Here is a 24895-nt window from a genome sequence, read left to right on the forward strand (position 1 = left end):
GGGGTCAGGGCCGTTGGGCGCGTGCCGCCGGGGCGGCCGGCCCGGTCAGCGGCGCCTCGGCCAGGCCACGGACGACGACCACCGGTGCGGGGGAGTGGTAGAGCAGGGACTGGGCGACCGCGCCCAGCATCGCTCGCCCCGGTTCGTCGCCGCGGGCGGCGACAAGCGCCAACTGCGACGTACGGGAGGTCTCGATCAGGACCTGACCGGGATCGCCCCGAACGACCCGGCACTCGGTGGGCACCGAACCGTTGCGGCAGGTGTGCTGTGCCAGGGCCTCGACGAGCTGCTCGGTGACCGCGTCGGTGTCCTCGTCCTGCTCCACCACCCGCAGCGCGAGCAGCCGGGTGTCCCGGCGTGCCGCGCACTCCACGGCCCACCGCAGGGCGAGGTGCGAGCTGGGTGAGCCGTCCACCCCGACCAGCACCGGCCCCTGCGGTGGTGGCTCGCGGCGGACCACCAGCAGCGGGCAACCGGCCCGCGCGGCCAACTGCACGGCGGGCGTCTCGGCCGGGACGCACTGGCCGCTGCCGGCCATGCCGCTGTCGCCGACCGCCAGCAGGAAGGCCGTCTCCGACCGGCGGATGAGGGTGGCGAGCATGCCGCTCTCGACGATCTCGCTGCCCACCGTCAGCTCGGGCTCGGCCTGGTGGGCGAGTTGGGCGGCCCGGGTGAGCAGCTCTTCGGCCCGGTCGCGGGGTGCGGCGACGGTGTCCGCCGCGAAGGCCGCCTGCCAGTCGAACATGTGCAGCAGGTGCAGCGGCCGGCCGTGCCCGGCGGCTTCCTGTGCGGCCTGTTCGACGACCGGGAGGTCGAGAACCGAGCCGATGCCGACCAGCACCGCTGCGTCGGCGGGTGCGGCCATCGATATCACCTCCCGGGCCTCGCGCCCGGCCTGACCAAGCTGTCCCTGACCGAGGGTAGCCGGGCCGACACGGCGACGGGTCCGGTTCCGGCACTCCTGGAAATGTCAACTGGGGTTGACGCGAGTGGTGCTGTCAACGTATGTTGACGGCATGAGTCAGGCGACGGAACTCGCGGCGGCAGCCGGCAGCACCGACCCCCGGGTCGGGCTGCGCGCCGTCCGCGCGCTGCGCCGGCTGCTCGAGCGGCTTGAGGTGGTCCAGGTGGACAACGCCCGTCGACAGGGCTGGTCCTGGCAGGACATCGCCGACGCGCTCGAGGTCAGCCGGCAGGCGGTGCACAAGAAGCACGCCGGGCGACCGGCGGTCAACTCATCCTGGGAGGCGTGATGTTCGAACGGTTCACCGACCGCGCGCGCGGCGTGGTGCGTCGGGCAGTGGAGGAGGCGCGGGCCGAGGGCCAACGGCCGGTCGGCACCGAGCACCTGCTGCTCGCCCTCCTCGACGACGACGCCGGCTTGGCCGCCCGGGTGCTCGCCGACGCCGGCGTACGCGCCGACGACCTGCGCGAACGCGTCCGCCGACACACCGCCGGCGGCGGCGTCGGCCTCGGCGACGCGGACGCGGCGGCCCTGCGGGAGATCGGCATCGACCTGGCCGCGATCGTGGCCCGCATCGAGCAGTCCTTCGGCCCGGACGCGCTGCGGGAGGCCGTGCCGGCACCGCGCCGCCGGTGGGGGCGCAAGCGCTACCTCGGTGGGCCGTTCTCGCCCCGCTCGAAGAAGGCGCTGGAGTTGTCCCTGCGCGAGGCGCTACGCCTGCGCCACAAGCACATCGGCACCGAGCACATCCTGCTCGGCGTGCTCCGGGAGGGCCACGGGCTGGGCGCGCTGGTGCTCACCGAGTCCGGCCTCGACCTCGACGATCTGCGCCGACGGGTGGAGAGCGCGCTACGGGCGGCGGCCTGACGGGTGCACGCACGTTGAAACCTGTCTGTGGCACTTGCGACGCGAGCCCCGCATCGGGTCGCTGAAGGTGCCCCGGTGCTGCACACTGGCGCCCGTGGATGCTGGACAGGACAGGCGGCCCTCGGGCGGCGACGGCGGGCTGCGCTCCGCCGTGGTGGTCAACCCGGTGAAGGTGGACGATCTCGACGAGCTGCGCCGTACGGTGAACGACGCCCTGGGCGCGGCGGGTTGGCCCGAGCCGCAGTGGCACGAGACCACCGTCGACGACCCGGGCCGTGGCCAGACCGAGCAGGCCGTCAAGGACGGCGTCGACCTGGTCTTCGCCTGCGGTGGCGACGGCACAGTGATGTCCTGCGTCAGCGCGCTGGTCGGCACCGACGTGGCCCTCGCCGTGCTGCCGCAGGGCACCGGCAACCTGCTCGCCGCCAACCTCGGTCTCTCCACCGACCTGGCCGCCGGGCTCCAGGTCGCCGTCGAACGGGGCCGACGGCTGCTCGACGTCGGCGCCGTCGAGGACAAATACTTCACGGTGATGGCCGGGATGGGCTTCGACGCCCAGATGCTCGCCGCCACCTCCGAGACCACCAAGGCCCGCATCGGCTGGCCGGCGTACGTGATGGGCGCCGCCCGCCACCTGCGGGACCGGCCGATGCGGGTGCAGATCCGCGTCGACGACCGCCCGCCGCTGCGCCGCCGAGCCCGCTCGGTCCTGATCGCCAACGTCGGCCGGCTCCAGGGTGGGGTGACCCTGCTCACCGAGGCCGAGCCGGACGACGGCTGGCTCGACGTCGCCGTGCTCACCCCCCGCAACCTGCGGCACTGGCTCGCGCTCGGTTGGGCGGTGATCCGCCGCAGCGGCCAGGTGCCGCAGATGGAGGTGTTCCGGGGCCGCCGCGTGGTGGTCACCAGCAACCGGGCCCAGCCCCGCGAGCTGGACGGCGACCTCATCGCCCCGGGCCGGCGGCTGCTTGCGGAGGTCCGACCCCAGGCGCTCTGGCTCTGCGTCCCCCAGCCCGAGGACGTCCCCGACCTGGCCGTCGACGCCCAAGGCGCCGGAGAGCGGGGCGAGCAGCTGATCGAGGAGGCGCGCCGTGAGTAGCACCCGGATCGTGCCGGAGACCCGGCTGATGGCCGACGAGGAGCTGTCCGCCGACGACGCCTGGCACACCCTGCGGCGGCAGAACACTTGGCACCTGCTGCGGGACGCCTTCATCCGGTTCCGCTACGGCGACGGGTTCAGCCATTCCCGGGCCTTCGCCCTGCAACTCTGCCTCGCCGTGGTGCCGTTCCTGATCGCCCTCACCGGCCTGATCAGCGAGCTGGGCGTCGAGGAGGGCGGTCAGGTCGTCGCCGACACCGTCCTGGCGCTCACGCCCGGCCAGAGCGCGCAGATGGTCGGCGAACTGCTGGGCGAGGGCGAACGCGTCGAGGACGCGGGGGAGCTGGCCCTCACCCTCGGTCTGCTGACCGGCCTGTTCGCGCTGACCACCACCATGGCCCAGATCGAACGGGGGGCCAACCGCATCTACGGCGTCGAGCGGGACCGCCCCGCGCTGCGGAAATACCTCCGCGCCGCGGTGCTGGCCGTCACCGCCGGCCTGCCCGCGCTCGCCGGCTTCCTGATCCTGGTCGGTGGCGGCGCGATGGGCGACTCGGTACGCGAGCACTACGAGTGGGGCGCGTTCGCCAACGGCATCTGGGACGTGGTCCGCTTCCCCCTGAGCCTCGGGCTGACCGTCCTCGCCGTCGCCGTGCTGTTCCGGCACGCCCCCCGACGCAACCAGCCGGGCCTGTCCTGGTTGTTCTTCGGTGCCGGCATCGCCACGGTCCTGTGGTGGCTGGCCAGCCTGCTGCTCGCCGCGTACGTGCGGTTCAGTGACGGCTTCGGGCAGACCTACGGCGCGTTGACCGGCATGATGGCGCTGCTGCTCTGGGCCAACCTGACCGGCATGGCGCTCTTCGGAGGGCTGTCCTTCGCCGCCCAACTGGAGGCGCTGCGCATCGGGGTGCGGGAGCCGGCCCAACCAGACCTGTGGGAGCCCGACGCGGACCGCGTCGAGCTGCTCGACACCGGGGACATGTCGGCGCTCTAGCCACGCGGCGTGTACGACGAACACGGATCGGGTAAAGCGGCCCCGCCAGAGCCGAACAAGGAGGTGCCGGGTGACCGCGGTCAAGGAGATGGCGCGACGTCCGATCGGTCACTTCGCCGAGCGGAGCATCGCGGGTCTGGCGGCCGTCACCGGCGCCGGGGTGGCCTTCGGGCTGCTGTTGCTGCTCGTGCGGGTGCGGTGGAGCCCGTTGCAGGACGCCGACCACGCCGCCGCCGAGTGGTTCAACGGGCTCGTCGCCCCGCACCACGGCCTCGTCACCGTCCTCCAGGCGGTGACCGACCTGGGTGGTCGACCGATCTACATCTGGTTGGTCAGCGTCGCCGTGATCGGGCTGCTGATCCGCAAACAGCCACGGCTGGCCGTCTACCTGATCGTCACCGGGGTCGGCGGCCTGATCCTCGACCCGTCGCTGAAGACGCTTGTCGGTCGGCTCCGCCCGGTGGTGGACGTGCCGATCGCCAGCGCACCGGGCAACAGCTTCCCGAGCGGGCACGCCTTGGGCTCCATCGTCGCGTACGGGGCCCTGCTGCTGGTGTTCCTGCCGGCCATGGCGCCGCGCTGGCGCAAGCTGGCGATCGTCGGCTTCAGCCTGCTGGTGGTGGTGATCGGCCTGACCCGGATCGCGTTGGGCGTGCACTACGTCTCGGACGTGCTGGCCGGCTGGCTGCTCGGCGCGGCCTGGCTGGGCGTCACCGCGTACGCCTTCCGGCTGTGGCGTCGTGAGCGTGGGCGGCCGGTGCCGTCACTGAGCGAGGGCCTGGAGCCGGAGGCCGGGCACGACATCGCCGCCGCCCCGGCCGAGGAGCACGTGCTGGCCCACCCCCGTTCGGCGCTGGCCGAGCTGCTGGTCGGCTGGGTGCTCGTGTTCGGGGCGCTGTACGCCTTCGGCACGTACGTCAGCTTCCACGCCAAGGGCACCCTCTTCGACACCCTCGACACCGAGGTGCCGCGCTGGTTCGCCGACCGGCACACCGACGTGCTGACCGACGTGAGCTGGTGGTGGAGCAAGTTCGGCGACACCCACGCGATCCTGATCATCTCGCTGGTGTTCTGCCCACTGGTGCTGGCGGTCTGGCGGCGCTGGCGTCCGGTGCTCTTCCTGGCGCTGGCCATGGTGGGTGAGCTGACACTCTTCCTCGCCTCGGCCCGCGCCGTCGACCGACCGCGCCCGCCGGTGGAGAACCTCGACGGGCAGATGCCCACCTCGTCGTTCCCGTCCGGGCACATCGCGGCCACCATCTGCGTCTGGCTGGCGATCACCGTCATCGTGTTCCCGCGTACCGACAGGTGGTGGCGGTGGATCTTCGTGGCGCTGGCCGTGCTCATGCCGGTCGGGGTCGCCACCTCCCGGATGTACCGGGGGATGCACCACCCGACCGACTTCATGGGCGCGATCCTGCTCTCCGCGCTCTGGATCGGGCTGCTCTACCTCGTCATCCGCCCCAACGCCGACCTGAGGGAAGGCAACCAACCGGCCATCGAGTCGGAGGACGTGGACACCCTCGACGACGAGCTGGCGCGGGCCGGCCGAGCCGACTGAGCGCCGCCGTGCTGCGGGTGCTGACCTGGAACATCCGCACCGGCGGTCGGGACCGCGGCGGCGCCGACCGGCTGGACCAGGTGGTCCGGGTCATCGACGAACAGGCGCCGGACGTGCTGGCCCTCCAGGAGCTGCGCGGCTTCGACCGCGACGGGCTGATGGCCACCGTGGCGGGTCGGGTGGGGATGACGCCGCACCTGGCCCGGTCCTGCCTAGGGCAGCCGGTGGCGGTGCTGGTCCGGCCGCCGTACCAGGTCCTCGACGCGGGAGCGCTGCGCCGGCCGTTCCACCACGCCGCCGCCCGCGTCGTGGTGGCGACCACCGCCGGCCCGCTCACAGTGCTCGGCACGCACCTCTACCCGTACTCGGGTGGACGGCGGCGGATGGAAGCCGACTGGCTGGTCCGGGCCGTGCGACGGGCTCGCGGCCCGTTGACGCTCGTCACCGGTGACCTCAACTCGCTCGACCCGAGCACTGACCACACCGAGCGGCTGGCCGGGATGCCGACCCTCTACCGGCGGCGGCACCTGCGCCGGGGCGGTGGCGACGTGGACACCCGTGCCATCGCCCGGCTGCTCGACGCCGACCTGGTCGACCTCTGGCCGTCGGTCAACACCGGAGCGGCCGAGGCCGAGGGCCTGACCGTGCCCACCCGCCTCGGTGGGGCCGAGTTCGCCGGGATGCGACTGGACTACCTGCTCGGCACGCACGAGGTGGCGCGGCGGACGCGGGAGTGCCGGGTCGTCCGGGGCGCGACGGCGGACACCGCCTCGGACCACTATCCGCTGCTGACCACGCTCGACCTCGGCCCGGCCGCGACCGACACCTGAGACCTGGCGCGGGCCGGCTACCGTGCCCCCCGTGACCGACCCCCTGCCGGCCCGCTCGCCGCTGCCCGGCCCGCCGAGCGGGCACCCCGCCACCGCGGCCGCGAACACGGCAGAACCGGCCGCCGTCGCGCTCCCGCTCGTCGCGACCGTCGCGCGGGGTGTGGCGTTGGTCGTGGTGCTTCCGGTACGCGTGCTCTGGGAGTTGGTCGCGGCTGCCGGCCGGCTGGTGTACCGAAGCCTGCTCACCCCCGCCGGCCGGTTCCTGCGCCGCTGGCTGCTGTCCCCGCTGTCCTGGGCGCTGCACCGACTCCTCTGGCTCCCGCTGGTCTGGTGCGCCCGCAACCTGCTCTGGGTTCCGGTGCGCTGGGCGGCCCGAACCCTCGTCTGGCTACCGCTGTGCTGGGCGTCCCGCGTCCTCGTCTGGCTTCCGCTGTGCTGGGCGTCCCGCGTCCTCGTCTGGCTTCCGCTGTGCTGGGCGTCCCGCGTCCTCGTCTGGCTACCGCTGTGCTGGGCGTCCCGCGTCCTCGTCTGGCTTCCGCTGCGCTGGCTGGGGTGGGGCCTCGCGTGGGTGCACCGCACGCTGCTGTGGCCCCCGCTGGTGTGGCTCGCCCACCTGGTCGGGCGGCCGCTGCGCTGGCTGGGCGCGGTGCTCAGCCCCGCCGGACGGCTGCTGTGGCGTGGCCTCAGCGTGCTGGCCGGGGCGGCGAATGCCGCGCTCACCGCGTTGGGCCGGGGGACCCGGTGGGTCGTCGTGGGGTTCGGCCGGCTGCTCGTCGCCGCGGTGGTCGGCGCGTGGTGGGTGGCCGGACGGGTGCTGCGCCTGCTCTACCGCCTGCTGCTGCGCCCACTCGGGCACGGGTTGCGCTGGGTGTGGCGGCACGGCGTGCGTCCGCTGCTGCGGGGAGCCCGGTGGGTGTGGTCGGTGACTGTCGTACCGGTGGCGCACGGCGTCCGGGCGGCCTGGCGGGCCACCGTCGTGCCCGCGGCCGGGTGGATCCGCCGGTCGGTGCTCGACCCGGCCCGGCTGGCCTCCCGTGCGGTGCTCAGCACCCTGGGCCTGCGCCGCTGACCGGGCCGCCGCCGAGGCACGCACGCCTCACAGCACCAGGTTGAGGAGCACGGTGAGCACCACCGAGGCGACGATCGAGAAGAGGATCATCAGGAGGCAGCCGACGCCACCGCCGAGCGGGCGGATCTCCGTGTTGCCGAAGCGCATGAGGGTCACCTGTCCAGGAGTGCGGGATACGGGGCGAGTAGGTGGCGGATCGCGTCCGCGACAGCTGTCGGCGCGGTCGCGACCACGTTGTGCGGTGCACCGGGCACGACCACGAGGTCGGCGTTCGGCACCAGCCGGGCCGTCTGGGCACGCCACCGGGCCGGGACGACCGGATCACGCTCGCCGGCCACGACCAGTGTCGGCGCGGTGATCCGGACCAGATCCGCCTCGATCGCGTTGTGCACCGAGTGCGACAGCGTCGCGAGGACCCGCCACGGCCGGGCGTTCAAGATGTCCCGGCCCAGCACCGGCGCCTGTAGTGGCGCCTCGCCCAGGGTGTCCAGCAGCCACCTGCCGAACTGGGCCCGCCGCGACCGGGCCACCGGGTCGCTTGTCGGCCCGGCCAGCACCAGCGCGCGTACCGCGTCCGGGTGGTTCGCGGCCACCGAGGCGGCCACCTCGGCACCGAACGAGTGCCCCAGCAGGCAGACCGGCGGCAGCCGGTACGCGGCCAGCCAGGCGGCCAGGTGCGCGGCGTGCCGGTGGACGTCGTACGCGGCCACGGGGTGTTCGGTCAGCCCGAAGCCGGGCAGGTCCGGCACGTACACCGGGTGGGTGGCGGCGAGCGCGACGGCCAGCGGGGTGAGATAGCGGTGCGAGACGGCCAGGCCGTGCACCAGCACCACGGGCGGCGCCCCGGTCTGCGGACCGGTGCTGCGCCGGGTGTGGGTGCGCAGTCCGTCGACGAGCCGCCACTCGCTTGTCAACCCGGCGGCCGGCCGGGGCGCGGCCAGGGCGAGCCGCAGCTGCGCCGGGCCGAAGCGGCCGCCGGGCCTCGGCCTCACAACGCCCGCAGCCGGGGCAGCAACTGCTCCTGCGCCCAGTCCAGGAACATCGGCTGACTCTCCCCGCCGACCTGGATGATCGCCACGTGGGTGAAGCCGGCGTCGACGAACCTGCGGAACGCCTCGACGTGCGCGTCCACGTCCGGGCCACAGGGGACGCCCTCGGCGACGTCCTCCTCCCGGACGAACTGGGTGGCGGCGGCGAAGGACTCCGGGCCGGGCAGGTCGGCGTTGACCTTCCAACCCATCCCGAACCAGCGGAACTGGTCGTGCACGATCTTGCGGCACTCCGCCTCGTCCGGGCCGTAGCAGATGGCCACCTGCCCGTAACGGGGCTGGCCCGCCCCACCGGCGTCGTCGTACATCTCGATGATCTGCCGGTCGGGCTCGGTGGAGATGATGCCGTTGCCGTACTCGGCGGCCAGCGTCGCGGACTGCCGGCCGGACGCGGCGACCGCCATCGGCACCGGCCGTTGCGGGCGGTCCCAGACGTACGCGTCGGGCACGTCGAAGTGATTGCCGGAGAACGTCAGCGTCTCGCCGTTGAGCAGCGGCCGGATGATCTGCAACGCCTCCTCGAACATCTCGTGCCGCTGCTGCACGTGCGGCCAGCCACCGACCACGTGCTCGTTGAGGTTCTCCCCGGCACCCAGGCCGAGGGTGAACCGGCCGTCCGAGAGCACCCCGATGGTGCTGGCCTTCTGTGCGATCACGGCCGGGTGGTAGCGGCGGATCGGGCAGGTCACGAACGACATCAGCTGGGCGCGGGAGGTGGCGTGGGCGACCGCGCCGAGCACCGACCAGGCGTACGGGGAGTGGCCCTGCGACTCCAGCCAGGGATAGTAGTGGTCGGACATCACCAGCTGGTCGAAGCCGGCGGCCTCGGCCCGGACCGCGTGGTCGACCAACTGTTTGGGACCGGCCTGTTCGCCCATCAGGGTGTAGCCGACGCTGACCATCCTGGTTTCCCCTTTCACCGACTGATCGTTCCCGGGATACCCCGCTCGGCCCCGGTCAACCCTCTCGTCCGGTTCGCGGATGCTTGACGGATGGCCGACGACCTGCCTACCGTCGGTCTTAACCGGTTAAGACCCGGAGGTGGCGCACATCCTTGTGGTGGGGATGACCGCCCCGCAACGGCCCGTGTCCGCGCGGGCCGTTGCGGCTGTCCGGGCCGTGAGCGTGTCAACTGAACCGGTTGCGAGGGTCAATCCATCGTCCTACGCTGATGCGTGCGCGCCGGGAGCCGGGCGCGGCTGCCGGGCTGTAGCCGTAGCCCTCTGTCCCGTCCCACCCCTGTCGGGCACCGGGGGTCCTCCCTGAGGAAGACCATGAAGACTCGACTCACCGCCGCCGGCGCGGCCCTGCTCGCGTTGCTCGTCGCCGTGCTGGCGTTCGGCCAGCCGGCGCACGCCGCGGCTGGCTTCTCCGTCGCGGGCGGCAGGTTGTACGACGCCAACGGCACCGAATTCGTCATGCGGGGCGTCAACCACGCGCACACCTGGTATCCGCAGCGGACCAGCTCGTTCGCCGACGTCAAGGCGCTCGGCGCGAACACCGTGCGGGTGGTGCTCGCCAGCGGCGACCGGTGGACCCGCAACACCAACGCCGACGTCGCCAACGTCATCTCGACGTGCAAGGCCAATCGACTGATCTGTGTGCTCGAGGTGCACGACACCACCGGGTACGGCGAGCAGAGTGGGGCCATCACCCTGGACCGGGCCGTCGACTACTGGCTCAGCCTCGCCGATGTCCTCGTCGGCCAGGAAAGATACGTCATCGTCAACATCGGCAACGAGCCGTACGGCAACCAGAACTACGGCTCCTGGGCCACCGACAACGCCAACGCGATAAAACGCCTCCGCGCCGGCGGGTTCACCCACACGATCATGGTGGACGCGCCGAACTGGGGTCAGGACTGGTCGTTCACCATGCGGGACAACGCCGCGTCGGTCTTCGCCGCGGACCCGGCCCGCAACACCGTCTTCTCCATCCACATGTACGGGGTGTTCGACACCGCCGCGGAGATCAGCGACTACCTGGGTCGTTTCCGCGCCGCGGGGCTGCCCATCGTGGTTGGTGAGTTCGGTTTCAACCACTCCGACGGGGACCCGGACGAGGACACCATCCTCGCCTACAGCCAGGCCAACGGGATCGGCTGGCTGGGCTGGTCGTGGAGCGGCAACGGCGGTGGCGTGGAATATCTCGACCTCGCCACCACCTTCGACCCGGCCAACCTGACCACCTGGGGTCAGCGGCTCTTCAACGGCGTCAACGGCATCCGACAGACCGCCCGGGAGGCAAGTGTCTTCGGCGGCACCCCGCCGCCGACCACGACGCCCCCGCCCACCACGCCCCCGCCCACGACCCCACCGCCCACCACGCCCCCGCCCGCGGGGGGTTGCACGGCGACCTACACGGTGGCCAACCAGTGGCAGGGCGGCTTCCAGGGCGAGGTGCGGGTGACCGCAGGCGCCGCCGGGGTCACGGGCTGGACCACCCGTTGGACCCTCGCCAACGGTCAGAGCGTCACCCAGTCCTGGAACGCCGCCCTGACCAGCAGCGGATCCACCGTGACCGCGCACAACGTGGACCACAACGGCCGGTTGGCCGCCGGTGCCAGCGCCAGCTTCGGATTCCTCGGCAGTTGGACCGGCAGCAACCCGACACCGCAGGTGAGTTGCGCCGCGAGCTGATCGACGAACCCGACAGCGGTGGCCGGGCCCGTGCGGGCCCGGCCACTCCGGTCGACCACCGTGGGCCACGCCCTGGGCCGCTCCGTATCGGGGGCGGCCACAAGAGATGTCTCGGTCTAGCCCTCGTCCTCGTCTGCCGGGCGGGGGCGACGGTGCTCCCGGATGTATCGCTCTACATCGGCCTTCAGCCAGATCGCGCCGACCGACAGCTTGGCGTACGGGCGCGGGAACGCCGGGTGCTGTTGGATCTGCCGGAACCGTGACCGCCCGACCCCGAGCATGGTCAGGATCTCGCCGGCTGCGACGAGTTCACCCGGTCCCCGGTCCTCACCCATGTCAATCAAGGTAGGCCGGGCCTGGCCTGTCAACATGGGCGCGCTTAACTGGTCACACTCAGGTGTGCGCGCCAATATTGACAGGGCAATAGTCGCCGGGGTTCGATGGACCGAGGCCCTCGCCTGGTGGCGGGTCACGCGGCAGGCGGGGGAGCCGTTCCCGGAGCCGGCCTCAGGAGGTTGCAGTGGACCAACAATCGGAACCGGAACGACTACACGAGCGGGTGGTGGAGCTTGAAACCTCGCTCCGGCTGGCTCGGCGGCAGGTGTTCGACGCCCGTAGTCGCCTGGCCGCCATCGCACGGATCACTGATGACCTCGAGCGGGCGACCCGAGCCCCCGGGGTGACCCTCGGTTCGATCAACTCGGTCTTGAACAACGAACATCCGCCGCTACGCCGGCTGAGCCGCTGGTCGCCGGTTCGATACCGGGGGGTCCAACGGTAACCAGGCAGTGCCATTCGGGTCCGACCCTTCTGGTTGGACACGAGCTGAAGCTGCCCGGCCGCGCCGGATCACCGACACGGCTGCGGGTCAGTGCTCCCCGGTCAGGTTCACGATGACCACCCCCGCGATGATCAGAGCGATGCCGGCGAGCTTGACCAGCCCGACCGACTCGCCCAGGAACACCGCGCCGATCGCCACGATCGCCGCGGTCCCCAGACCGGACCAGAGGGCGTACGCGACACCGACCGGTATCTCCTTCACGGCCTGGGCCAGCAGGAGGAACGCCAGCGCGTACCCGGCGAGGCAGCCCACCGTCGGCCAGAGCCGGCTGAACCCGGCGGTGCTCTTGATCAGGCTGGTCGCCAGAACCTCGGCGAGGATCGCGATCCCCAGCAGCACGTACGCCATCTGGCCCCCTGGTGTTCGATGCTCGATGAACGCGTCGCTGCTGAGGTTAGTGCCGGCGGTGCCGCCGTCCCGCCGTCCCGCCGGCAAGACGGCCGCCTCGCTGGAGAGGGCTAGGCCGGCTAGATCTTGGACAGTTTCCGTTCCGCGCTAACGGAAAGTGTCCAAGATTGACAGCTGTGGCATTGGAGGCGTCGGGGTGGCCGCGTCGCGGTGGCCGCGCTGCGGTGGACCCGGTCAGGAGAGGTCGACGGGCTCGGCGGCGAGTCGGGCCGCCCGCATCGTCAGGTAGCGCTGTTCGGGCAGGCTGCTCGTGAGCGCGGCGGCGGCCCGGTAGTCGACGATCGCCCGCTCCCGGTCGCCGGCCATCTCGTGCAGGTGGGCGCGGGCGGCGGGCAGCCGGTGGTGCCCGCCCAGTCGGGGATCGCCGGCCAGCGCGGCGAGGGCGGCGAGGCCGGCCGCCGGACCGTGCACCATGGCGGTCGCCACGGCCCGGTTGAGCGTCACCACCGGGCTGTCGACGAGCCGCCCCAGCACCTCGTAGAGCGCCAGGATCTGCGGCCAGTCGGTCTGCGACGTGCTCGGCGCCTCGTCGTGCACCGCGGCGATGGCGGCCTGCACCTGGTACGGGCCGACGGGCCCGCGCGGCAGCGCACCTGTGACAAGTGCGACGCCCTCGGCGATCGCCGCCGCGTCCCAACGGGTGCGGTCCTGGTCGGCCAGGGAGATCAGCTCACCGGACGGCCCGGTCCGTGCCGGGCCGCGCGCCTCGGTGAGCAGCATCAACGCCAGCAGCCCCGCCGTCTCGCTGTCCTCGGGCAGCAGCGCGTGCAGCGCACGGGCCAGCCGGATCGCCTCCGCCGCGAGGTCGATGCGGCGCAGGGCCGGGCCGGCGGTGCTGGTGTGCCCCTCAGTGAAGATCAGATAGAGCACCTGCCGGACGGCGGCCAGCCGCTCGGCCCGCTCCGCCTCCTCGGGCATCCGGAACGGCAGCCCGGACGCGCGGATGCGCTGCTTGGCCCGGCTGATCCGTTGCGCCATCGTCGCCTCGGGCACCAGGAACGCGCGGGCGATCTCGGCGGTGTTCAGCCCGCCGACGGCGCGCAGGGTCAACGCCACGGCCGACGTCGGGGCGAGCGCCGGATGGCAGCAGAGCATCAGCAGGACCAGTGTGTCGTCCCGCTCGGCGGTCAACTCCTCGTCCGCGGCCGGGGCGTACCGCCGGTCGTCGGGGTTCCGGCGGGCGACCAGGTCCTCCCGGCGCCGCCGGGCCTGCTCACCGCGGACCAGCTCGATCATCCGGCGGTAACCGACCTGGACCAGCCAGCCGCGCGGGTTCGCCGGCAACCCCTCGACCGGCCACTGGGTGGCGGCGGCCAGCAGGGCCTCCTGCACGGCGTCCTCGGCGGTGGCGAAGTCGCCGAACCGGCGGGCGAGCACGCCGAGGACCTGCGGCGCCAGTTCGCGCAGCAGGCCCTCGACGCGGGAATCGGTGGTCAGCCCGTCACAACTCCTCGGTGGGTGCGGACATCACCGGGTGCACCTCGATGGGCATGTTCAGCGGACGGCCGCCGGGACCGGGTGCGGTGGAGATGTACGCGGCCAACTCCACGGCCCGCTGCGGGCTGTCGCAGTCGACGATCCAGAAACCGGCCAGGAACTCCTTCGTCTCGGCGAACGGCCCCTCGGTGACCACCGGCGTGCCGCCCGCACCGGCGCGGACGATCCGGGCCTGCTGCGGACCGCCGAGCCCCTGCCCGTCGACCCACTCCCCGGCGGCGGTGAGCTTGTCGTTGACCTCACCCATGAACGCGATGTGCGCCCGGACCTCGTCCTGGGTCCAGGTGTCGATGCTCGGGAAGTCGGTCCCGGCGGCGCTGAACTGCATCAGCAGCATGTACTTCATGGTTCGCTCCTCACACCCGCGCACCGTCGTCGGTGCTCTCACCCTGAGGTAGAAGCACGCGGCGCGGTTCTCGACACTCCGGCGGAAGAATTTCTAGCCGACCACGTCGACCTCCAGCACCAGGCTCTGCTCCGGGTGCAGTGCGGGCAGTTGCACACCCACCCGGGCCAGCGCCGCCCCGCTGAGGGTGACACCGGAGGCCAGCCACCGTGGCGCGGACCGTTCGATTGTCGCCGGGGCGGGCACGTCCGCCACCTGTCGTACCCGGTAACGCCGGGCCGGGTCGAGGCCGGGCAGCCGGACCGCGCCCGGGGTCTGCGCCACCGAGGTGGCCAGCCGGGCCACCGCGTACACCGCACGGGTGTTGTCCCTCGCGACCACGCCGTGCGCCCAGACGGCCGGGTCCGGGTGGTCGACCCGGACCACCCGACCGGAGTGCAGCAGCGGACGCAGCCGTTTGTGCAACGCCACCCAGGCGGCCAGCTCGGCCTGCTCGGTGGCGCTTGTCGACGCGATGTCCCACTCGATGCCGTGGTGGCCGAACAGCGCGGTGGCCGCCCGGAAGCCCAGGTCGTGCACGCGGTGCGTGGTGTGTGAGCGGTCCGGGCCGATGTGCGTGCCGATCAGCTCCGGTGGCAGCAGCAGCCCGGTCCAGCGTTGGATGCTGAGACGTTCCAGGGCGTCGTTGCAGTCGCTGGCCCAGACCCGGTCGGTGCGGGCGAGGATGGCCAGGTCCACCCGGGCGCCGCCGGACGAGCAGCTTTCGATCTCCACGCCGGGGTGCCGGCGGCGCAGCTCGTCGAGGAGCCGGTAGACCGCGAGGGTCTGCCCGTGCACCCCGGGTCGGCCGTGGTGCCCGGCCTCGGTGAGATCCCGGTTCTGGTCCCACTTGAGGTAGCTGATGCCGGGATGGTCGGTGAGCAGCGTGTCGAGGCGTTCCAGCAGGTAGTCGTAGGTCTCCGGGCGGCCCAGGTCGAGCGCCTGCTGGTTGCGCCACGCCGGCGGCAGCCGGCCCGGCACAGCCAGCAGCCAGTCCGGGTGCGCGCGGAACAGGTCGGAGTCGGGGTTGACCATCTCCGGCTCCACCCACAGGCCGAACTGGAGGCCCCGGCCGGTCACGTGGTCGATGAGCGGTTGCAGGCCGTCGGGCCAGACGCCCTCGTCGACGTACCAGTCACCGAGGCCGGCGGTGTCGTCGCGCCGGCCGCGGAACCAGCCGTCGTCGAGCACGAACCGCTCCACCCCGATCCGCGCCGCGTGGTCGGCGAGCGCCCGCAGCCGGTCCAGGTCGTGGTCGAAGTAGACGGCCTCCCAGACGTTGAGGGTCACCGGTCGGGGGGAGCGCGGGTGCCCGGGCCGGGCCCGCAGATGCGAGTGGAGTACGTCGCTGAGCCCGTCCAGCCCGGCGTCGGACCAGACGGCGTAGAGCAGGGGAGTCTCGTAGGACTCGCCGGGGCCGAGCCGGATCTCGCCGGGGGCCAGCAACTCGCCGCCGCCGAGGGTGGACTCGCCGGTGGGCCGGCGCTCGGCGACCGTGACGTGGTCGCCGCTCCACGCGGTGTGCACCGCCCAGACCTCACCGTGCCCGAAGCCGAACCCGGCGGTGCCCGCCACCAGCAGCAGCGTGGCGTCGTGCCCGGTCCGCCCGTGTCGGCCCTCGCGGACCCATGCGCCGTGCGGCCACGGGTGCCGCTGCGGCGACCGTTCCCGGCACCACCGGCCGGTCAGGTCGAGCAGCTCGGTGGCGACCGCCGGCACCGGCAGCACGGGCGTCAGCTCCCGCAGCTCGTACGCGCTGTCGCCGTCGTTGCGCAGCCGGTGCCGAATGGTCAGCAGCCCGTGCCGGTCCAGCGTGATCTCGCAGGCCAGGGTCAGCCCGGCGGCCGGGTCCGACGCCCGCACGGTCAGCAGCGCCGCGCCGGGCCCGTCGTGCCCACCGTCGGCCGGGAGTACGCCCACCGCCTCCCCGCCCGCAGCCGGGCACCCGGGGTCGGGGTCCTCGTGCAGGTCCAACCCGTCGAGGCGGAACGCGGTGGACCAGTCCCGTCCGTCGCGGTGCCCGGCCAGCCCCGGCCGGCCGCCCCAGCCGGCACTCGACTCCGGCAGGAGGGACAGCGGAGGCGGCTCGTCGAAGCTGCTCGGCACCACCGGCGGCACCGTCGCCTCGGCGAGCTGCCGCAGACCGTCGTCGTCGAGGTCGCCGACGTCGCCGCCCCAGTGCACGACCCGGGGCAGCCCCGGGCCCCGCGCGTCGAGCACCAGGCTGGTCCGCGCACGGCGCAGGTGCAGGATCGTCATCCTTTGGAAGCTCCCAAGGTCAGGCCCCGGACGAAGTGCCGCTGGAGCATAAAGAAGATCACCAGGGTGGGGATCGCGACGAGCACGCTGCCCGCCGAGACCAGGTTGTTGTCGGTGAAGAACTCGCCGCGCAGGTTGTTCAGCGAGCTGGTGACCGGGAACTTGTCACCGGTGCGCATCAGGACGGTGGCCCAGAAGAACTCGTTGTAGATCCAGGTCACCTCCAGGGTGGCCAGCGCGGCCAGGGCCGGCCGGCACAGCGGCATGGTGACCTGCCAGTACTGCCGCCAGATGCTCGCTCCGTCGACCATCGCCGCCTCGTACAGGTCGCGGGGCAGCGCCTTCATGTAGTTGCTCAGCACGAAGACGCAGAATCCGCACTGGAAGGCCACGTTGATCAGGATCAGGCCCCAGTAGCTGTCGTAGAGCAGCTCCGAGTCGCTCATGAACTCCGGCAGCGGGACCTCGGTGAACACCCGGAACAACGGGATGAGCAGCGCCTGCTGGGGCAGCAGGTTGGCGGCGGTGAACACCCCGAGCAGGACGACGTTGAGCTTCCAACTGAACCGGGCGATGACGAACGCCACGCAGGAGGCGAGGAAGAGGGTAAGCAGCACGGCCGGCACTGTGATGTACACCGAGTTGAGGAAGTGCTTGCCGAACTGAGCGGTCCGCCAGGCGGTGACGTAGTTGTCGAGGGTCCAGCCGCCGAACGACACGTACCCGTTGGCGGCCGTGTAGTCGTACGAGCGCAGCGAGGTCAGCACCGCCCAGGCGATCGGGAAGAGCCAGGCCAGCGAGACGACGACGAGGAAGCCGTGCAGCAGCAGCCGCGCCGGGGTCAGCCTGCGGCGGCGGACCGGGGTGTCGACGCTCATTGCCGGTCCTCCCTCAGCACTGTCGCCAGGTAGATGGTGATGAAGACGAGCGAGACGATCAGCATGATCGTCGCCAGTGCCGAGCCGAAGCCGATCCGGCTCGCCTCACCCACCACGTTCTGGGTGACCAGCGCGGAGATCAGCTCCAGCCCGTTGCGGCCCTTGTTGACCACCCAGACCAGGTCGAACGCGCGCAGCGACTCGATCACCGTCACCACCAGCACGATGATGTTGATGGGCCGCAGGACCGGGAACACCACCCGGAAGAACGTCCGGCTCTCCGATGCGCCGTCGACCGCCGCGGCCTCCCGCAGTGACGGATCGACGCCCTTCAGCCCGGCCAGGTAGAGCAGCATGATGTACCCGACGTGCCGCCACCCGGAGGCGACCAGGACCGCCCAGATGTTGACGCTCGAATCGCCGTACCAGTCGACACTGCTGCCGAACACCGCGTTGATCAGGCCCTGGTCGCGGGAGTAGAGCAGCTGCCAGACGAAGCCGATGAGCGCCAGCGAGAGCACCACCGGCAGGTAGAGCGCTGTCTGGTAGAAGCGGCTGCCGCGCAGCTCCTTGTCGAGCAGGACGGCCAGGAACATGCCGAACGGGGTGGCGACCACGAACAGGGCGGCAAGCCAGAGCAGGTTGTGCTGGATCGCCGGCACGAACGGCGGGTAGATGTTCACCACGTCGCTGTAGTTACGCGCACCGACGAACTCGATCTCGTCGAGTGGGCCGATGCCGTCCCAGTTGGTGCCGGAGAGCAGCACGGTGGCCGCCGCCGGCAGCCAGACGAACCCGGTGACGAGCAGCAGCGGGACGAGCACCATCAGCGTGACGACCACGCGGTCGGTGCGGGACAGGAGCCGTAGCCGCCGGCGACGACCACCCGTGGAGGTGGTCGCGGCCGGCGGCGGCACGGCGTGATCCGCTTGGATCAGGGGCAGGTCGGACACGGTGTCCTTCCCCTTCCGCCGTCAGTCAGTGAAGATCGACTTTTTCTGGTTCTCGATGGACGAGGTGAGCCCGCCAATGTCCTTGGGGTTCTTGATGAACTGCTGGAGCGCCGGGATGATCACAGTGGAGGCGAAGTCCGGTCGGGTGTCCCGGTCGAGGAACTGCGCGATCTCGGTGGCCGACCCGACCAGCTCGGCGGCCTTCTTCTGCAACGCCGTGTAGCCGCTGGTGTCCGCGCTGGTGTTGGCGACAAGGGTGGTCGGGTCGCTCTTGACGGTGATGTCCGCGGCGGTCTTGCCGCCGAAATACTCCATCAGCTTGCGGGCGTTGTCCTCGTTCTTGGGCTTGCGGGCCATCATGTAGCCGTCGATCGGGGCGTCCAGGGCCTTGGCGCCGATCGACGGGTCGATCTCGGGGAACGTGAAGAAGTCGAGGTCGTTCTGCTCCTCGTTGCTGAACTGCTGGCCGACGAAGAGGCCGAGCAGGTACATGCCGCTCTTCTTCTGCTGCAACGACTGCGCGGCCTCCTGCCAGGTGCGGCCGAGGCTGTCCGGCTGATGCAGGGGGAGCAGACCGGCCCAGGTGTCGAACACCTTCCTGACCTTGTCGGAGGTCCAGGCCTCCTTGCCGGCCATCAGGTCGACGTGGAACTGGTAGCCGTTGATCCGCAGGTTGAGGATGTCGAAGGTGCCCATCGCCGGCCAGCCGTCCTTGTCGGCGAAGGCGATGGGGGTGAGGCCGTCCCTCTTCATCTGCGCGGCGAGCGCGGTGAACTGGTCCAGGGTGGTGGGCACCTGGTAACCGCGCTGCTGCCAGACCGACTTGCGGTAGAAGACCGCCCAGGGGTAGTACGACGCGGGCACGAAGTACTGCTTGCCGTCGTCGCCGGTGGACGCCTTCTTGAAGGCGTCGGAGTAGCCGGAGATCTTGCCCCACACGTCGCTGACGTCGCCGGCCAGGCCCTTCTGGGCGAAGAAGCGCATCCGGTAGCCGGCGAACCAGGTGAAGACGTCGTCCGGCTTGCCCTGGAGGTAGTTGTTGATGTTCTCCTGGAACGTGTTGTGGTCGACGGTGTTCACCGCGACCTGGACGCCGGACGCGGTCTTGAACCCGTCGGTGACCTTGACGAGGACGTCCTTCGGCTTCGGGTCGGACTGGTTCGAGCCGAGCGACACGTCCTTGCTGGACCCACCGGAGCCGGAGTCGTCGCCGCAGCCGGCGAGGAGGCCGGTGCCGAGCAGCGCACCGGTGCCGGCCGCGCCAGCCAGCAGGGATCGTCGTCTGATGCCGGCGACGGAGGGCGGTACGAGCCGAGCCAGGTACTCGGCCTGGGATCGGGGACGGGACATCTGTGCCTCCTGCGGTGGTGTCGGAGGTCCGGCGTCGTGACCACCCATCGGGATCCACCGAGAATCCACATTGGTCAACACGATCGGCCGTTGGCGCCTCAAGTTACCCCTCAGTCAGGCGCTGTCAAGAGGGCAGTTCACCTTCGATAACCCAGTTGTGATATGCCCGTTACCCGGAGGGCATGGAACACGAAATCGATGTTGGAAACTGTTGACTTCCCCTGCGCGCGAGGTGCACCCTCAGCTCTCATGCGGCAATGGCACGGAAACGGCATCTCCTTCGGCGGCGACTACAACCCCGAGCAGTGGCCCGAGCAGACCTGGTCCGAGGACGTCGAGCTGATGCGTCGAGCCGGGGTCAACCTGGTCTCGGTCGGCATCTTCTCCTGGGCCCTGCTGGAGCCCACCCCGGGCCGATTCGAGTTCGGCTGGCTGGACCGGGTGCTCGACCTCCTGCACGACGGCGGGATCCAGGTCGACCTGGCCACCGCCACCGCCAGCCCACCGCCGTGGCTGGCCCGCGCGCACCCGGAGACGCTGCCCCGCCAGGCCGACGGCACGATCCTCTGGCCGGGCGGTCGACAGGCGTACTGTCCCAGCTCTCCGGTGTTCCGCGAGCGATCGCTGGAGTTGGTGCGGGCGGTCGCCGGCCGGTACGCCGAGCACCCCGCCGTGGTGCTGTGGCACGTCTCCAACGAGCTGGGCTGCCACAACGCCCACTGCTACTGCGACGTCAGCGCCGAGGCGTTCCGGGGCTGGCTGCGGGCGCGCTACGGCGACCTGGCCCGGCTCAACGACGCCTGGGGCACCGCCTTCTGGAGTCAGCGCTACGGCGACTGGGCCGAGATCAACCCGCCCCGCACGGTAACGGCCTTCGCCAACCCCACCCAGCAGCTGGACTTCCTGCGGTTCTCCTCCGACGAGCTGCGCGCTCAACTGCGCGCCGAACGCGAGGTGCTGAAGACCCTGGTCCGCCAGCCGATCACCACCAACTTCATGATCGGCATGGGCGTCAAGCACATGGACTACCACTCCTGGGCCGACGACGTGGACCTGGTGTCCAACGACCACTACCTGACCGCCGCCGACCCGCAGGCGCACCTCGGGTTGGCGCTCGCCGCCGACCACACCCGGGGCGTCGCCGGCGGCGATCCGTGGCTGCTGATGGAGCACTCCACAAGCGCTGTGCAATGGCAGCCGCGCAACGTGGCCAAGCTGCCCGGTCAGCTCCGCCGCAACAGCCTGGCGCACGTCGCCCGCGGGGCCGACGGCGTGCTGTTCTTCCAGTGGCGCGCCTCCCAGGTCGGCGCCGAGAAGTTCCACTCCGCGCTGGTGCCGCACGCCGGTCCGGACACCAAGGTGTTCCGCGAGGTCTGCCAACTCGGCGCGGACCTCAAGGCCCTCGCGGAGGTACGTGGCAGTCGGGTGGACGCCGACGTGGCGATCCTGTTCGACTGGGAGGCGTGGTGGGGCCTCGAACTGGACTCGCACCCCAGCGTCGACGTCACCTACGCCGACCGACTGAACGCCCTCTACCGCGCGCTCTGGAAAGCCGGCGTGACCGCCGACGTGATCCACCCGTCGGCCGACCTGAGCGGCTACCGGCTGGTCCTGGTGCCGACCCTCTACCTGGTCCGGGACGCCGACGTCGCGGCGCTGCACCGCTACGTCGAGGGCGGCGGCACCGCGGCGGTCACCTACTTCAGTGGCATCGTCGACCCCGACGACCACATCCGCCTCGGCGGCTACCCCGGCGCGTTCCGGGAGCTGCTCGGCGTACACACCGAGGAGTTCTTCCCGCTGCGCGAGGGCGAGCAGGTCCACCTGGACGACGGCAGCACCGCCGACGTGTGGACCGAGTGGCTGCACGCCGACGGCGCGCAGGTGCTCGCGTCGTACACCGATGGGCCCCTGCCGGGCGTGCCGGCGCTGACCCGGCACCCGGTGGGCGACGGCGCCGCCTGGTATGTCGGCACCCGGCTGGACGAGCCGGCCACCGATCGGCTCGTCGCCCGGCTCGTCGACGAGGCCGGCGTGCGCCCGGCGGCGCAGACGCCGCCCGGGGTCGAGGCCGTACGCCGGCGCGACGGCGAGCGCACCTGGCTGTTCGTCATCAACCACACCGAGGCGGAGACCCTGCTCCCCGCGACCGGCGTCGAGCTGTTGACCGGTGCGCGGTGCGCCGGTGAGCTGAGGGTGCCGGCCGGTGCGGTGGCGGTCGTCCGTGAGGATCGGACCTGACGCTGACGACAGTCCACGGCGCGAAGGAGCTTTCCCCATGCTCGCCCAGCAGCGGCAGACCGCCATCCTCGATCTGATCCGTCAGCGTGGCGGCGTACGGGTGAGCCACCTGGTCAGCCGGTTCGGCGTGTCCGACATGACGATCCGCCGTGACCTGGAGGCGCTGGCCGAGCGCGGCCTGGTGGACAAGGTGCACGGCGGCGCGACACTCGCCGGTCCGGGCTCGGCCGAGGAGCCCGGCTTCGCCGCTAAGTCGATCCGTCAGCAGGCCGAGAAACGAGCCATCGCCGAGCGGGCGGCGACAATGGTGGAGCCGGGGATGGCCATCGCGCTATCCGCCGGCACCACCACCGCGGCGCTGGCCACCCTGCTCTCCGACGTACGGGGGCTGACCGTGGTCACCAACTCGATCCCGGTGGCCGACGCGCTCTACCAGGACCCGCGCGCCGACCAGACAGTGGTGTTGACCGGCGGCATCCGCACCCCGTCGGACGCGTTGACCGGGCCGGTGGCCGAGGCGGCGATCAGCGCGCTCAACGTCGACCTGCTGTTCCTCGGCGTGCACGGGCTCAGCCCACGCACCGGCTTCACCACCCCCAACCTGCTGGAAGCCGGGGTCAACAGGTGCCTGATCGGCGCCGCCCGCCGGCTCGTGGTGCTCGCCGACCACACCAAGTGGGAGACCATCGGCATCGCCACCATCGCCCCACTGGAGGCCGCCGACGTCCTGATCACCGACGTCGGCCTGCCGACGGACGCACGGACCACGATCGGCGAACAGGTAGGCGAACTGGTCATCGTCGAGGTCGGTTAGACGCCCGCCGCCGGCGCTTGATCGACTCGGCTTCCTGAATACCGGGGTGTCCCGGTCATCCGGACACCGCAGTATCCAGAAACCCGAGTCGATCTAGGGATCGTCCACGGGCGAGCAGGCTTCGTCGTGGTCGGCCTGCCGCGCGCACCGGCGGCGATCGGGCATGATCCGGTCGCAGAAGACCCAGTGGTGTACGTGCTGCGCGTCCTCTTCCGAGACCGTGATGCCGGCGACGTCGACCTGTGGCGTCGAGGTCAGCGACCGGGCGAGCGTACGGGCCAGATCCAGCGCCCCGGCCAGGTCGGCGACCGCCACCGGCAGGTGGATCACGTGTCGGGGCGGCGGTTCGGTCGACTCGGTGAACGCCAGCACGGCGGCCCGAGGCAGCGGCACGAAGATTCCGCCCGGCGGCTCGTACGGCGGGATCACGGCCGACGCCCGTCGGGCCCGGCGCCGTGCCAGGCACGCAGCGCCCGCTTCACCCGGGCGTTCTCCGCGCTGAGCAGCGCCAAGTCCTGGTGCAGCACGGTCAGGTCGAGCGCGACCCGGTGCAGGAACCGCCGTACCTCTGCGGGATCGAGGCCCCGCCGGCCGAAGCCGACAGTGGCGAACTGGCGGTCGCGGACGTGCCGCGGATGCAGTCGACTGCCGTCGTACCGCGTGCTTCTGCTCATGTGTCACCTCTCGGCGGTCGACGGGTGAGTCAGGGTCGCGACGGCGTCCCTTGACGTGGTAGGTATTGCTTCAAGTCGGTTCGGAGCCGGGAGTCGCACCTCCCGACGCTCTAGTGGAGACCCGACGAGATCCGGTATGCGACTGCCACTCGCGAGGCCGTCTCTCGTCACCTTCTCGGCTGTTGGCACAGCCGCGTTTGCCGTGTTTGCACCGGGCTTCCCCGGGGGCCGGCGATCACCCTCACCCGAAGGCCACGTTTCCAGTCGCTCGCAACTGGAGCAATGGTTCCTACACGGGCCTCGCCAACACATTGAGAGGTGAACCATGCCGCACAAGCCGTTCATCCGGACACTTCGCGCGCAATGGCTGGGTCAGCAGTTGCGGGCCCTGCGTGAGGAGCGGGGGATGACGTTGAAGTTGGTCGCTGAGCATCTGCAACGCGACATGTCCGCGCTTGGTCGCTACGAGCGCGCGGACTGGCCGATCCGCAAGGGCGATGTGATCGCGCTGCTGGCTCTCTACGGATTTCACCAAGCGGCCGAGCGAGCGCGTCTGCTGGCGCTTGCCGAGGAGGTGTGGCGCACGGACCGATGGGACGAGGACTATGGCGACGTCGTGGACGCGTCCTTCATCGAATATCCCTGGCTGGAAGGCCGCGCTGAGCAGGTCTGCTGCTTCCATCTCACCCTGGTGCCGGGGCTGCTTCAGATCCGGGAGTACGCCGAGGCCGTGATCCGTAACGCGGCAGAACCGGGGGTTTCCGAGGCGACGATCAACCGCTGGGTCGAACTTCGGATGACCCGCCAGGAGGTCCTGAGACGACGCCGCCCACTCACGATTTCCGCGGTGATCGATGAAGCGGCGCTGCGTCGGGTGGTCGGCGGGCCGGAGGTCTTACGCCGACAACTACACCACCTCGCGCAGGCGCAACGGCTGGGCAACGTGGCAATCAGGGTCATGCCATTCGGTGTGGCTCTGCACCAGGGGCTCGACGGCACGTTCTGGATATTCCGTCTGCCGGAGCCGTATCCTGCGGTTGCCTACGTCGAGTCGTTGGGTGGGCGGCTCTACCTGGAGTCGCCGAAGGCTGAGCGCTTCGTTCGCGCCTTCGGTCGTCTGCTGGATTCTGCGCTCAGCGAGAGCGAGTCAACGAAGTTGATCACGAGCATCGCGGAGGAGTTGTCATGAGCGAGAGCATGTCCGAGGTCGCCTGGCACATCAGCAGTAAGAGTGACAGCAACGGTGGTAGCTGTGTCGAGGCGGGGCCGGTCCTGGACGGGTCTGGTCGGGTGGCGGTGCGCGACAGCAAGGACCGCGCGGCGGCGACCCTCGTCTACGGCGCCCCCGGCTGGACGGCGTTTGTCAACGGGGTCAAGGACGGCACGTTTGCCCGCACCGATCCGTGATCGACTCCGGTTCGCTGACGTGGGGGTGTCCCGGTCGGGCTGACACCCCGAGATCGGCGAGGTGGAGTTGATCAAAATTGGGTGGCGGCATCCACCGGCCGGCGCGCACTCTTCCG

The 24895-nt window shown here is 71.2% G+C and carries 26 protein-coding genes; 12 read left to right on the forward strand and 14 right to left on the reverse strand.

Annotated elements, in window-relative coordinates; translation table 11 throughout:
- Positions 1-4: 4 nt before the first annotated feature.
- Complete coding sequence (locus tag AB0A95_RS14365; RefSeq protein WP_357556137.1) at positions 5-865, reverse strand: universal stress protein; 861 nt, start codon at positions 863-865, stop codon at positions 5-7.
- Positions 866-1016: 151 nt separating this feature from the next.
- Between AB0A95_RS14365 and AB0A95_RS14370 the strand changes: the two genes are divergently transcribed.
- From AB0A95_RS14370 to AB0A95_RS14400, 7 genes are all read left to right on the forward strand, one after another.
- Complete coding sequence (locus AB0A95_RS14370) at positions 1017-1253, forward strand: helix-turn-helix domain-containing protein (RefSeq protein WP_272616519.1); 237 nt, start codon at positions 1017-1019, stop codon at positions 1251-1253.
- Positions 1253-1831 (forward strand): Clp protease N-terminal domain-containing protein, encoded by a 579-nt coding sequence (locus AB0A95_RS14375; protein ID WP_357556198.1) that lies wholly within the window; start codon positions 1253-1255, stop codon positions 1829-1831. Before AB0A95_RS14370 ends, AB0A95_RS14375 begins: the two co-directional genes overlap by 1 nt.
- Positions 1832-1925: 94 nt before the next feature.
- Positions 1926-2930: a diacylglycerol kinase family protein gene (locus AB0A95_RS14380; protein ID WP_357556139.1), complete on the forward strand. Its 1005-nt coding sequence runs from the start codon at positions 1926-1928 to the stop codon at positions 2928-2930.
- A complete protein-coding gene (locus AB0A95_RS14385; protein ID WP_357556140.1) occupies positions 2923-3924 on the forward strand; it encodes a YihY/virulence factor BrkB family protein in 1002 nt (333 codons plus the stop codon). The genes AB0A95_RS14380 and AB0A95_RS14385 overlap by 8 nt, the downstream gene beginning before the upstream one ends.
- 70 nt (positions 3925-3994) lie before the next feature.
- Entirely contained in the window at positions 3995-5485 is a 1491-nt protein-coding gene (locus AB0A95_RS14390; protein ID WP_357556142.1) for a phosphatase PAP2 family protein, read from the forward strand.
- An 8-nt stretch (positions 5486-5493) separates the two neighbouring features.
- On the forward strand, positions 5494-6315 hold the full coding sequence (locus AB0A95_RS14395; RefSeq protein ID WP_357556143.1) for an endonuclease/exonuclease/phosphatase family protein: 822 nt from the start codon (positions 5494-5496) through the stop codon (positions 6313-6315).
- 31 nt (positions 6316-6346) lie between these two features.
- Positions 6347-7384 carry a hypothetical protein gene (locus tag AB0A95_RS14400; protein WP_357556144.1) on the forward strand — a complete coding sequence of 346 codons (1038 nt, stop codon included), beginning with the start codon at positions 6347-6349 and terminating at the stop codon, positions 7382-7384.
- Positions 7385-7411: 27 nt separating this feature from the next.
- Here the strand turns inward: AB0A95_RS14400 and AB0A95_RS14405 are convergent, their stop codons facing one another.
- From AB0A95_RS14405 to AB0A95_RS14415, 3 genes are read right to left on the reverse strand one after another with little or no spacing between them, the layout of a single operon-like run.
- Positions 7412-7540, reverse strand: coding sequence for a hypothetical protein (locus tag AB0A95_RS14405; protein WP_357556207.1), 129 nt, complete (start codon positions 7538-7540; stop codon positions 7412-7414).
- Positions 7537-8376, reverse strand: a complete 840-nt coding sequence (locus tag AB0A95_RS14410) for an alpha/beta fold hydrolase (protein ID WP_357556145.1) — start codon at positions 8374-8376, stop codon at positions 7537-7539. The genes AB0A95_RS14405 and AB0A95_RS14410 overlap by 4 nt, the downstream gene beginning before the upstream one ends.
- Positions 8373-9335 carry a TIGR03557 family F420-dependent LLM class oxidoreductase gene (locus tag AB0A95_RS14415; protein ID WP_357556200.1) on the reverse strand — a complete coding sequence of 321 codons (963 nt, stop codon included), beginning with the start codon at positions 9333-9335 and terminating at the stop codon, positions 8373-8375. Before AB0A95_RS14415 ends, AB0A95_RS14410 begins: the two co-directional genes overlap by 4 nt.
- 372 nt (positions 9336-9707) lie before the next feature.
- Between AB0A95_RS14415 and AB0A95_RS14420 the strand changes: the two genes are divergently transcribed.
- Positions 9708-11072, forward strand: coding sequence for a cellulase family glycosylhydrolase (locus AB0A95_RS14420; protein ID WP_357556146.1), 1365 nt, complete (start codon positions 9708-9710; stop codon positions 11070-11072).
- Positions 11073-11188: 116 nt separating this feature from the next.
- On the opposite strand, the gene AB0A95_RS14425 is transcribed toward AB0A95_RS14420, so the two are convergent.
- From AB0A95_RS14425 to AB0A95_RS14460, 8 genes are all read right to left on the reverse strand, one after another.
- Positions 11189-11407 (reverse strand): hypothetical protein, encoded by a 219-nt coding sequence (locus tag AB0A95_RS14425; RefSeq protein WP_357556147.1) that lies wholly within the window; start codon positions 11405-11407, stop codon positions 11189-11191.
- Between the two features lie 533 nt (positions 11408-11940).
- On the reverse strand, positions 11941-12261 hold the full coding sequence (locus AB0A95_RS14430) for a multidrug efflux SMR transporter (protein WP_357556149.1): 321 nt from the start codon (positions 12259-12261) through the stop codon (positions 11941-11943).
- Between the two features lie 234 nt (positions 12262-12495).
- Entirely contained in the window at positions 12496-13758 is a 1263-nt protein-coding gene (locus tag AB0A95_RS14435) for a DUF6596 domain-containing protein (protein ID WP_357556201.1), read from the reverse strand.
- Between the two features lie 4 nt (positions 13759-13762).
- Positions 13763-14164, reverse strand: coding sequence for a YciI family protein (locus tag AB0A95_RS14440; protein WP_357556151.1), 402 nt, complete (start codon positions 14162-14164; stop codon positions 13763-13765).
- Positions 14165-14257: 93 nt separating this feature from the next.
- The gene (locus tag AB0A95_RS14445; RefSeq protein ID WP_357556152.1) at positions 14258-16462 is read right to left on the reverse strand and encodes an alpha-galactosidase; all 2205 of its coding nucleotides are present in this window, start codon (positions 16460-16462) and stop codon (positions 14258-14260) included.
- A complete protein-coding gene (locus AB0A95_RS14450; RefSeq protein ID WP_357556153.1) occupies positions 16459-17340 on the reverse strand; it encodes a carbohydrate ABC transporter permease in 882 nt (293 codons plus the stop codon). The genes AB0A95_RS14445 and AB0A95_RS14450 overlap by 4 nt, the downstream gene beginning before the upstream one ends.
- Positions 17337-18293, reverse strand: a complete 957-nt coding sequence (locus tag AB0A95_RS14455; RefSeq protein ID WP_357556154.1) for a sugar ABC transporter permease — start codon at positions 18291-18293, stop codon at positions 17337-17339. The genes AB0A95_RS14450 and AB0A95_RS14455 overlap by 4 nt, the downstream gene beginning before the upstream one ends.
- A 21-nt stretch (positions 18294-18314) precedes the next feature.
- Entirely contained in the window at positions 18315-19643 is a 1329-nt protein-coding gene (locus AB0A95_RS14460) for an ABC transporter substrate-binding protein (protein WP_357556156.1), read from the reverse strand.
- A gap of 249 nt (positions 19644-19892) precedes the next feature.
- Here AB0A95_RS14460 and AB0A95_RS14465 point away from each other — a divergent pair, with 249 nt between their 5' ends.
- Together AB0A95_RS14465 and AB0A95_RS14470 are read left to right on the forward strand one after the other, a co-directional pair.
- On the forward strand, positions 19893-21884 hold the full coding sequence (locus AB0A95_RS14465; protein WP_357556157.1) for a beta-galactosidase: 1992 nt from the start codon (positions 19893-19895) through the stop codon (positions 21882-21884).
- 37 nt (positions 21885-21921) lie between these two features.
- Positions 21922-22698: a DeoR/GlpR family DNA-binding transcription regulator gene (locus AB0A95_RS14470; RefSeq protein WP_357556159.1), complete on the forward strand. Its 777-nt coding sequence runs from the start codon at positions 21922-21924 to the stop codon at positions 22696-22698.
- Between the two features lie 93 nt (positions 22699-22791).
- Here the strand turns inward: AB0A95_RS14470 and AB0A95_RS14475 are convergent, their stop codons facing one another.
- Both AB0A95_RS14475 and AB0A95_RS14480 read right to left on the reverse strand, forming a co-directional pair.
- Positions 22792-23028, reverse strand: a complete 237-nt coding sequence (locus AB0A95_RS14475; protein WP_357556203.1) for a hypothetical protein — start codon at positions 23026-23028, stop codon at positions 22792-22794.
- Positions 23029-23123: 95 nt separating this feature from the next.
- Positions 23124-23372, reverse strand: a complete 249-nt coding sequence (locus tag AB0A95_RS14480) for a DivIVA domain-containing protein (RefSeq protein WP_357556160.1) — start codon at positions 23370-23372, stop codon at positions 23124-23126.
- A gap of 325 nt (positions 23373-23697) precedes the next feature.
- On the opposite strand from AB0A95_RS14480, the gene AB0A95_RS14485 reads away from it, so the two are divergent.
- A complete protein-coding gene (locus AB0A95_RS14485) occupies positions 23698-24561 on the forward strand; it encodes a helix-turn-helix transcriptional regulator (RefSeq protein ID WP_357556161.1) in 864 nt (287 codons plus the stop codon).
- On the forward strand, positions 24558-24779 hold the full coding sequence (locus AB0A95_RS14490) for a DUF397 domain-containing protein (RefSeq protein WP_357556162.1): 222 nt from the start codon (positions 24558-24560) through the stop codon (positions 24777-24779). Before AB0A95_RS14485 ends, AB0A95_RS14490 begins: the two co-directional genes overlap by 4 nt.
- Positions 24780-24895: the final 116 nt, after the last annotated feature.

The organism is Micromonospora sp. NPDC049230 (assembly GCF_040647875.1).
Lineage (GTDB): Bacteria > Actinomycetota > Actinomycetes > Mycobacteriales > Micromonosporaceae > Micromonospora.

What these genes read in the sequence shown, in the direction of transcription:
- AB0A95_RS14365 (WP_357556137.1), bottom strand. Translation starts at nt 865, where the DNA reads ATGGCCGCACCCGCCGACGCAGCGGTGCTGGTCGGCATCGGCTCGGTT.
- AB0A95_RS14370 (WP_272616519.1), top strand. Translation starts at nt 1,017, where the DNA reads ATGAGTCAGGCGACGGAACTCGCGGCGGCAGCCGGCAGCACCGACCCC.
- AB0A95_RS14375 (WP_357556198.1), top strand. Translation starts at nt 1,253, where the DNA reads ATGTTCGAACGGTTCACCGACCGCGCGCGCGGCGTGGTGCGTCGGGCA.
- AB0A95_RS14415 (WP_357556200.1), bottom strand. Translation starts at nt 9,335, where the DNA reads ATGGTCAGCGTCGGCTACACCCTGATGGGCGAACAGGCCGGTCCCAAA.
- AB0A95_RS14420 (WP_357556146.1), top strand. Translation starts at nt 9,708, where the DNA reads ATGAAGACTCGACTCACCGCCGCCGGCGCGGCCCTGCTCGCGTTGCTC.
- AB0A95_RS14425 (WP_357556147.1), bottom strand. Translation starts at nt 11,407, where the DNA reads ATGGGTGAGGACCGGGGACCGGGTGAACTCGTCGCAGCCGGCGAGATC.
- AB0A95_RS14430 (WP_357556149.1), bottom strand. Translation starts at nt 12,261, where the DNA reads ATGGCGTACGTGCTGCTGGGGATCGCGATCCTCGCCGAGGTTCTGGCG.
- AB0A95_RS14440 (WP_357556151.1), bottom strand. Translation starts at nt 14,164, where the DNA reads ATGAAGTACATGCTGCTGATGCAGTTCAGCGCCGCCGGGACCGACTTC.
- AB0A95_RS14445 (WP_357556152.1), bottom strand. Translation starts at nt 16,462, where the DNA reads ATGACGATCCTGCACCTGCGCCGTGCGCGGACCAGCCTGGTGCTCGAC.
- AB0A95_RS14450 (WP_357556153.1), bottom strand. Translation starts at nt 17,340, where the DNA reads ATGAGCGTCGACACCCCGGTCCGCCGCCGCAGGCTGACCCCGGCGCGG.
- AB0A95_RS14460 (WP_357556156.1), bottom strand. Translation starts at nt 19,643, where the DNA reads ATGTCCCGTCCCCGATCCCAGGCCGAGTACCTGGCTCGGCTCGTACCG.
- AB0A95_RS14465 (WP_357556157.1), top strand. Translation starts at nt 19,893, where the DNA reads ATGCGGCAATGGCACGGAAACGGCATCTCCTTCGGCGGCGACTACAAC.
- AB0A95_RS14470 (WP_357556159.1), top strand. Translation starts at nt 21,922, where the DNA reads ATGCTCGCCCAGCAGCGGCAGACCGCCATCCTCGATCTGATCCGTCAG.
- AB0A95_RS14480 (WP_357556160.1), bottom strand. Translation starts at nt 23,372, where the DNA reads ATGAGCAGAAGCACGCGGTACGACGGCAGTCGACTGCATCCGCGGCAC.
- AB0A95_RS14485 (WP_357556161.1), top strand. Translation starts at nt 23,698, where the DNA reads ATGCCGCACAAGCCGTTCATCCGGACACTTCGCGCGCAATGGCTGGGT.
- AB0A95_RS14490 (WP_357556162.1), top strand. Translation starts at nt 24,558, where the DNA reads ATGAGCGAGAGCATGTCCGAGGTCGCCTGGCACATCAGCAGTAAGAGT.